General features: G+C 44.9%; 9 protein-coding genes and 2 pseudogenes. 3 read left to right on the forward strand and 8 right to left on the reverse strand.

The features are described from left to right. The 6 genes from JQM82_RS05520 to JQM82_RS05545 form a co-directional block, all read right to left on the reverse strand. A complete protein-coding gene (locus JQM82_RS05520; protein ID WP_235249055.1) occupies positions 1–1,938 on the reverse strand; it encodes a hypothetical protein in 1,938 nt (645 codons plus the stop codon). A gap of 85 nt (positions 1,939–2,023) precedes the next feature. Further along, complete coding sequence (locus JQM82_RS05525; protein WP_235249056.1) at positions 2,024–2,461, reverse strand: zinc ribbon domain-containing protein; 438 nt, start codon at positions 2,459–2,461, stop codon at positions 2,024–2,026. Between the two features lie 66 nt (positions 2,462–2,527). Then, positions 2,528–3,082: a GNAT family N-acetyltransferase gene (locus JQM82_RS05530; protein WP_055062577.1), complete on the reverse strand. Its 555-nt coding sequence runs from the start codon at positions 3,080–3,082 to the stop codon at positions 2,528–2,530. Positions 3,083–3,096: 14 nt separating this feature from the next. Next, positions 3,097–3,570 carry a TrmO family methyltransferase domain-containing protein gene (locus JQM82_RS05535; protein ID WP_235249058.1) on the reverse strand — a complete coding sequence of 158 codons (474 nt, stop codon included), beginning with the start codon at positions 3,568–3,570 and terminating at the stop codon, positions 3,097–3,099. Positions 3,571–3,666: 96 nt separating this feature from the next. Then, on the reverse strand, positions 3,667–4,029 hold the full coding sequence (locus JQM82_RS05540; RefSeq protein WP_235249059.1) for a hypothetical protein: 363 nt from the start codon (positions 4,027–4,029) through the stop codon (positions 3,667–3,669). A gap of 3 nt (positions 4,030–4,032) precedes the next feature. Beyond that, the gene (locus tag JQM82_RS05545) at positions 4,033–4,785 is read right to left on the reverse strand and encodes a hypothetical protein (RefSeq protein ID WP_328284204.1); all 753 of its coding nucleotides are present in this window, start codon (positions 4,783–4,785) and stop codon (positions 4,033–4,035) included. A 145-nt stretch (positions 4,786–4,930) separates the two neighbouring features. Between JQM82_RS05545 and JQM82_RS05550 the strand changes: the two genes are divergently transcribed. From JQM82_RS05550 to JQM82_RS05560, 3 genes are read left to right on the forward strand one after another with little or no spacing between them, the layout of a single operon-like run. Continuing rightward, positions 4,931–5,308, forward strand: a complete 378-nt coding sequence (locus JQM82_RS05550; RefSeq protein ID WP_235249060.1) for a TnpV protein — start codon at positions 4,931–4,933, stop codon at positions 5,306–5,308. 14 nt (positions 5,309–5,322) lie between these two features. Beyond that, positions 5,323–5,505 carry a hypothetical protein gene (locus JQM82_RS05555; protein ID WP_055219873.1) on the forward strand — a complete coding sequence of 61 codons (183 nt, stop codon included), beginning with the start codon at positions 5,323–5,325 and terminating at the stop codon, positions 5,503–5,505. Between the two features lie 11 nt (positions 5,506–5,516). Then, a complete protein-coding gene (locus JQM82_RS05560) occupies positions 5,517–5,819 on the forward strand; it encodes a hypothetical protein (protein WP_235249061.1) in 303 nt (100 codons plus the stop codon). A gap of 80 nt (positions 5,820–5,899) precedes the next feature. Here the strand turns inward: JQM82_RS05560 and JQM82_RS16610 are convergent. Both JQM82_RS16610 and JQM82_RS16485 read right to left on the reverse strand, forming a co-directional pair. After that, positions 5,900–6,010 (reverse strand): annotated as a pseudogene (locus tag JQM82_RS16610) (XRE family transcriptional regulator); the annotation flags it as partial. A 45-nt stretch (positions 6,011–6,055) separates the two neighbouring features. Next, positions 6,056–6,228: pseudogene (locus JQM82_RS16485) on the reverse strand (IS3 family transposase); the annotation flags it as partial.

A 6,228-nucleotide genomic window follows, 5' to 3' on the forward strand; every position in this document is an offset into this window, starting at 1 on the left:
CTACCTTTCCACCGGCATTGCAAATGCACCGATTCCAAATCTCCCACGAACCACATCACTGTAGGTTCTCTTCACAAGCTCATCAATCTTCCAGGTGATATTCTCATCAACAGCGGTCATCTGAAGCACCCCACCGACTTTTACTTTCTTAATGGTTTCCTCTATCTTAATCTCACCATCCCAGGCTTCCCCGGCACCCATAGACTGACCCATAATCGCAGCAAGACAGTCACCGGTATCCACCGTAACCGTTCCACCTGTTGCCCTGGCATACACATTGAAAATGTTTCTGTAATTCGCCACCAGATTCTCAATCGGGTAATACAGCATGATGGAATGCTTCCCGGAATGCCAGGTCTCCTCCGGCTGATGAATCTCGATGATGTTATCATTAAACTCAAAGGTAAAATGAACCACCACCTGACCGTCTTCCTTCCAGACCACAGGCAGCTCCACAGATAATGTCTGTTCTTTTGTATTGCCAATCACAACAGGTTCTTCTGTTGCAACAGCACTATCCGAACCTCCACCGGTTTCATCCACAACATCACTCTCTGCAGCATCCTCAGTGCCGCCATTGCCTGCAGCATTTTCTACAGGTTCTGTAACTTCCACCGAAGGAATCGCCACATCCCCTCTTGCAACCACAGACCTTTCCACCTGGTCAGCATTTACTCCCACAATCACAGACCCAAAGAACTGCGCCATAACCGCTTCATTCGGTGCAAACTCGATGGAAATAATCTTCACATCACTCTCGCCAACCGTAAAAGAGCTGGCATTGGTAAAGGTATGAATACCAATCTTGCCAGATTCCTTGTTATCGATGATCTGATTTAAGAGTCCTGAAATATTCTTGTCATTCTTTGACTTGGCATGTGCCAGTCTCGGATTCTTACCAACCCCTTTCAGCGTATGCTTTCCACCAATCTTACACTGCATGGAAGTAATGGCGGATATCCTGTTTTCGTCTGCCTGTCCTCCCTTGAACCGGATCACATCTCCTAAATCCAGAGCAGGATTTCCTGTTGTTTCGGAATCAAAAGGCACATAATCCACAACCGCCAGGTCATTCAGGATATTCATACACAGCTGCTCTCTGGTTTCCTTCAGACCAAACTGCAACAGCGGATTTACCCCAAGATTCAGCGTCAGGCCATCGTCCGGATCCAGATGATAATACTCTGCCGTTTCCGTTTTCATGTTGGTAGAAGAAACCGCCGTGTATCTTGTGATAAAATCGGAAAAGCTGCTGGTAAACCGGTGCTTTGTTTCCAGTTCCATCACCGGCTCATTGCCATACTTCCTCAGCTCCAGCTTACCCTCTCGGTTGATACAGAAAAACCCACCAAGAACTTGCCCCACATAGTAGAGCACATCCCGATAGGTCTCAATATCATTCTCTGTATAAATGGAAAGCAGCTCGGTTCCATTTGGCATCGCCTCGTATTCTTCCTGACTCTGTGCCATCTCCACCTTACAGGCCTTGCAGCACAGATTCACAAAATCATACACCGTACCTATGGTTTCAAAGCCATTGAAGCTCTTATCAAACCGGAGCATGTAATCATAGGCTTTCAGTTCCAACGTCTTGATATTACGGTTAGCCTCCGACACCTCAAAGATTCCCATTGGAATTTCTTCAAAGGTACCATCCGACAGTCTAAGATGATAAAACAATTCCACCAGAGCATCCTCCAAAGTGTATCTGTCAATATCCGATAAAAGCGTGATTCCCATCTCCGCTGCATACACCGTACCAAGCTCAATCTCCGTAGAACCGCAGCACTGACTGGAAATATAGCCGCTTCCCTTTACGATATCATCAGCACCAAACTCATATGTGGCACCCTTCGTTGTTGTAATCTTTCCCGTCCAATAATATCTTCGTGTGTTCTCCTGCACCGCCTGCAGGAAAGCCTCACTCACTGGGTACAAAAGACCACCTTCCTTCCATAGAAAAAGCACCAGTCAACTTAATGACTGATGCCTCAAAAAATTAATCTCTTTAAACAAACCTAGATTATTTCCAGTGTTTTAATCCAGGAACCACTGACTCCATGTGCGCACGTACCTGTTCTGCCGGCCATTCCTCAGTAGCCATGTGTTCAACACAAAAATCTATCAACTGTTCCTTACTGGAGTATTTGAATTCTCCATCCGCATAACACCATTTACAATAGTCTTCATTGAAATTGCCATCCGGATCCTTACTGGTAGTATCATCTCCAAGCGGCATACCACAACACTGGCAAATCAACTGCTGTGGAGAACCCAACAATGTATTAATAGTAACATTAAATAGCTTTGATAAAAGCTTCAATGTTTCAGTGTTTGGTATAGTCTCACCTGTTTCCCAACGAGATACTGCCTGTCTGGTAACCAAAACTTTTTCCGCAAGCTCATCCTGTGACAAACCATTTTTCTTTCTTAATTCTACGATAACATCCTTTGTCTCCATGACTCATTCCTCCTTTTTTTCCATTATACCTACATTACACATCTGCGAAAAGCAACTGGTTGTTGCTCACACTTGCCTTTCCATATCTGTAGACAAAATTCCATAGATATAGTAGTCGCACCAGGTATTTACCATTTTACCCTGTCTGATATGTCCTTCCTTCGTGTAGCCACATTTCTCTAGGATTCTACAAGATGCAACATTTCGAACATCAACTTCTGTCCAAAGCCTTCTAAGTTCTGTATGCTCAAAACAGAATCTTGTAATTGCCCTAAGGGCTTCTGTTCCATAGCCGCATCCATGAACTCCTTTTGATAATCTGATTGCAACTGAAGCCATACGATCTTTCTCAATCAGATAAACCCATAAATCGCCAACAACCTTATCATCATCTTTTAATGCTACCCCAAGATGAAAACTCTTTGTTGGCTTTTCCTCCTTTTCGAATAGTAACTCAGGGTTCAATTCTGCCTTACTTGGTCCTTTTCCCCAATAGGTGTAAATTGATTTATCCGACATCCATTCCTTTAGTGCAGGAACATCTTCTTCTGTCATTGGACGAATAATTAATCTATCTGTACGTATTGTTGGTTTTTCGTTTATGTAATCTGCAAGTGCCACAGAACCACCCCCTTCTAAAAATTAAATTCAGATTCCCAGTCAAAACGTCCACTTTCCTCATATGACTTTGGCCAATGGCTACACCAATCAGGTGTCATCGGATTCTCAATGCGGTCAATACTTGGCGTATACGGCTTAAGGTCAAGCACCTGACTTCCATCAAATGCATCAATATAATATAGCCCTACAGTTCCAGACTCTTCATCCACATATGCGATATTCACATTTGAAACCGCTATTGGATTAGGTCTCTCCGGAGATCTAAGTGCAAATACACCGATCTCATCCGGACCATTTTTATATGGTTTCTTTTCTACCAAAACATTTCGGTCTCTTTGATTATCGCTGCCATTCATCCACCAAAGTATTTGAACATGGCTGTATCCTTCAAGTCCTTTTAGTGCTTTTGCATACTTTGGATCAAAAATTACCTTTACTTCATTTCCATTTACAATCTTTCCGATGGGACTAATATTAATTTTGTTCATCTCGTGAACCTCCTTAAATTGATCTCATCGGGCGCCCGATATATACATTGTACAAAGTGTAATTTATACTTCAACCCCCATTTTGAAATAATTATTTTATAGCTCTTTCAAAACAAAACTTACAATCCACACCCCCCTATAGCTCGTATCCTTCTTAAGCTTTGCCTTAAATCCTTCCACATACATTTCTGTCTGCCTTACACTTGCAGTCTCCGGGTCAAAGAATCTAACTCTTATCTTCTCCTGCTGTTTATACCCGGTAAGTAACCTTAGCCACTTCTGGGTAACAGAAAAGGAAACAGAAATAGTTACAACACCAGTTCTCACCACATCCCTCTGTACGGTTCCTGCCTCTGTTTCTCCACCACTGTCTGCTTCCTTATCTGCCATATCCACTTCATAACTATCCGGCAGAGGAAGATCCACGCCGTCAAAGTTCAAATACTGAAAAAATGCCACCCTTTATCTTCCTCCACTTCTTAGATTTGCCCTCTGCTGGGCATTTACAATCACTTCATCCAACATCGTACCGCCAAGGTACACAGGAATTACGATGTCACCATTGCCACCACCTACTGAAGAAACCGCATCCTTAATCGCCGACACAAAACTACTCATATCTGCACTTGCCACAGCTCCACCGCCTGCCATAGCCATCTGACCTGCATTCACCTGAGGATTTACCACCATATCTGCCGCCAGGCCGCTCACTGCATCCTTTACCATTCCCTTGCTCTTCTCAATCCCCTTCGCCAGACCGGACATAAAGTCAGGCATCCAGCTCTCGTATTCCGTCAGAGGTCCTTCATCCGGTACGGAGAAATGCAGGAAGGATTTGATTGTGTCAGCCACACTGCAGACCGCATCCTTCACCTTTCCGATGCAGGACTTGATACCATTCACAATCCCATTGATGATATCTGCTCCCCAGCTGAACGCCGAAGAAGCCAGATTCTTAATGAAATTCACTGCATTAGTAAAACCATTCTTGATGGTGTTATAGATACCCGAAATGGTATTCTTAATCCCATTCCACATCGCACTGAAAGCAGTGGACACCGCCGTCTTAATGGCATTCACAACGGTAGTCACCGTGTTCTTAATGCCGTTCCAAACTGTCGTGATGGTATTCTTGATGCCATTAACCACTGTGGTAACCACATTTTTAATGGCATTCCACACTGTAGAAAATACTGTCTTGATAGCATTCAGCACAGCCGTAATTGCTGTCTTAATAGTATTCCATGCAGTAGTAAGGATGTGCCATACTTGTTCGTGAAGAGTTCAGTTGCCTTGAATTTATCATGAACAGGGACACGGTCAACTGGATTCTGAAAAAACTGAATACAGGAGGTCGAACATGGAGCATTTACCAAAGAAAATCCATCACAACGGCATCAGCTATACGCTGGTAGGAGACTACCACATCCCCGATCTGAAGCTGCCGGAGGAAAGCCGCCCCATCGGGCGGTGGGGGCGGATGCACAAGGCGTTTCTGCAAGAACACCGTCCCGGCCAGTACAATGAACTGCTTCTGTCGGGAAAACTCTGGACGTATCTTGCCGATCTGAACGAGCAGGCCGATGACCGGCTGGCGTGTATCATCTCGCAGATGCAGACAGCGGAGGGCGTCACCGAGGAACTGAAAGCCCGTGACCAGCTTACATGGGTCGGGGCCATGAACAGCATCCGCAGCCGGGCAGAAGAAATCATCCGGTCTGAGATGATTTATGTTTAAGGAGGTGCCTGTCTATGAGATACCGTATCGAATACGCCGATGGGCGCTACTGTAACTTTGCTAACGGCAGGGCTGAACTGCTGAAATGGCTGAAACTGCTGAAGCAAGAGGAAATCTCCGACATTCGCAAAGTGTATAAAAGCGGTGTGTCGGATTCCGTCCTGGAAACATACCGGAATTATATCCGTCCAGCATAAGGAGGGCGCTTATGGGTACAGATATAGAAAAACTGGTTGATTTGATGATTCAGGAGCGGATGCAGAGTCAGTTTGCTAAATGGCGGGAGGCAGAAACCAGCAAGGAGAAAAAAGCGGATTACCTTCGTTTGGAAACCGAGTATGAAAAAGCGATTAGCGCATTGTCTGAGAAACAAAAGGACGCTGTAAGGCACTACTGCGATTCCATCTTCGATTCCGGCGCAGAAAGCGAATGCTTCTTTTATCGGCTGGGCCTCAAAGATGGCATCCGTCTCTGGAAGTTTATGAAAAAGCTGATGAAAACGGTCAGCTAACGGATATATAACCGCATATTTTATTCCGCCCGCAAACGGGTCGAAAGCCGTCCAACGGTACAGGTTGGGCGGCTTTTTCTCTACCTGCGTTTCTTCCGCTTGGGCGCATAGTACGGCTGCGGCTTGGCCTTTCCCCTCATGTTGTTGGGATTTTTGAGCATCTTGGACAGGCTCAATATCCGAAGGAATGATATTGTCAATATTGGTTGACACATTTATCTCAAAGATATCACTGACTATGCAGCCAGGTCCAAAGATTGATAGTATCTTTGGCGCTTGATCATCGGAGGAAGCCCACCGTTAGCAGAGCAGATCCTCCTGTTATTCCAGTAACTGATGAAATATCTCCAAATGAGAACCTTCAGTTCCTCTGTGGTCATAGTTTCCGTATTGTAGCGGTCATAGAGAA

It is taken from the genome of Faecalicatena contorta (assembly GCF_021531995.1).
In the GTDB taxonomy this organism is placed as follows: domain Bacteria; phylum Bacillota; class Clostridia; order Lachnospirales; family Lachnospiraceae; genus Dorea_A; species Dorea_A contorta_A.

Bases quoted from the DNA above. Each gene is read 5' to 3' on its own strand.
- JQM82_RS05535 (WP_235249058.1), bottom strand. From the start codon at position 3,570: ATGAACAAAATTAATATTAGTCCCATCGGAAAGATTGTAAATGGAAAT.
- JQM82_RS05550 (WP_235249060.1), top strand. From the start codon at position 4,931: ATGGAGCATTTACCAAAGAAAATCCATCACAACGGCATCAGCTATACG.
- JQM82_RS05525 (WP_235249056.1), bottom strand. From the start codon at position 2,461: ATGGAGACAAAGGATGTTATCGTAGAATTAAGAAAGAAAAATGGTTTG.
- JQM82_RS05560 (WP_235249061.1), top strand. From the start codon at position 5,517: ATGGGTACAGATATAGAAAAACTGGTTGATTTGATGATTCAGGAGCGG.
- JQM82_RS05555 (WP_055219873.1), top strand. From the start codon at position 5,323: ATGAGATACCGTATCGAATACGCCGATGGGCGCTACTGTAACTTTGCT.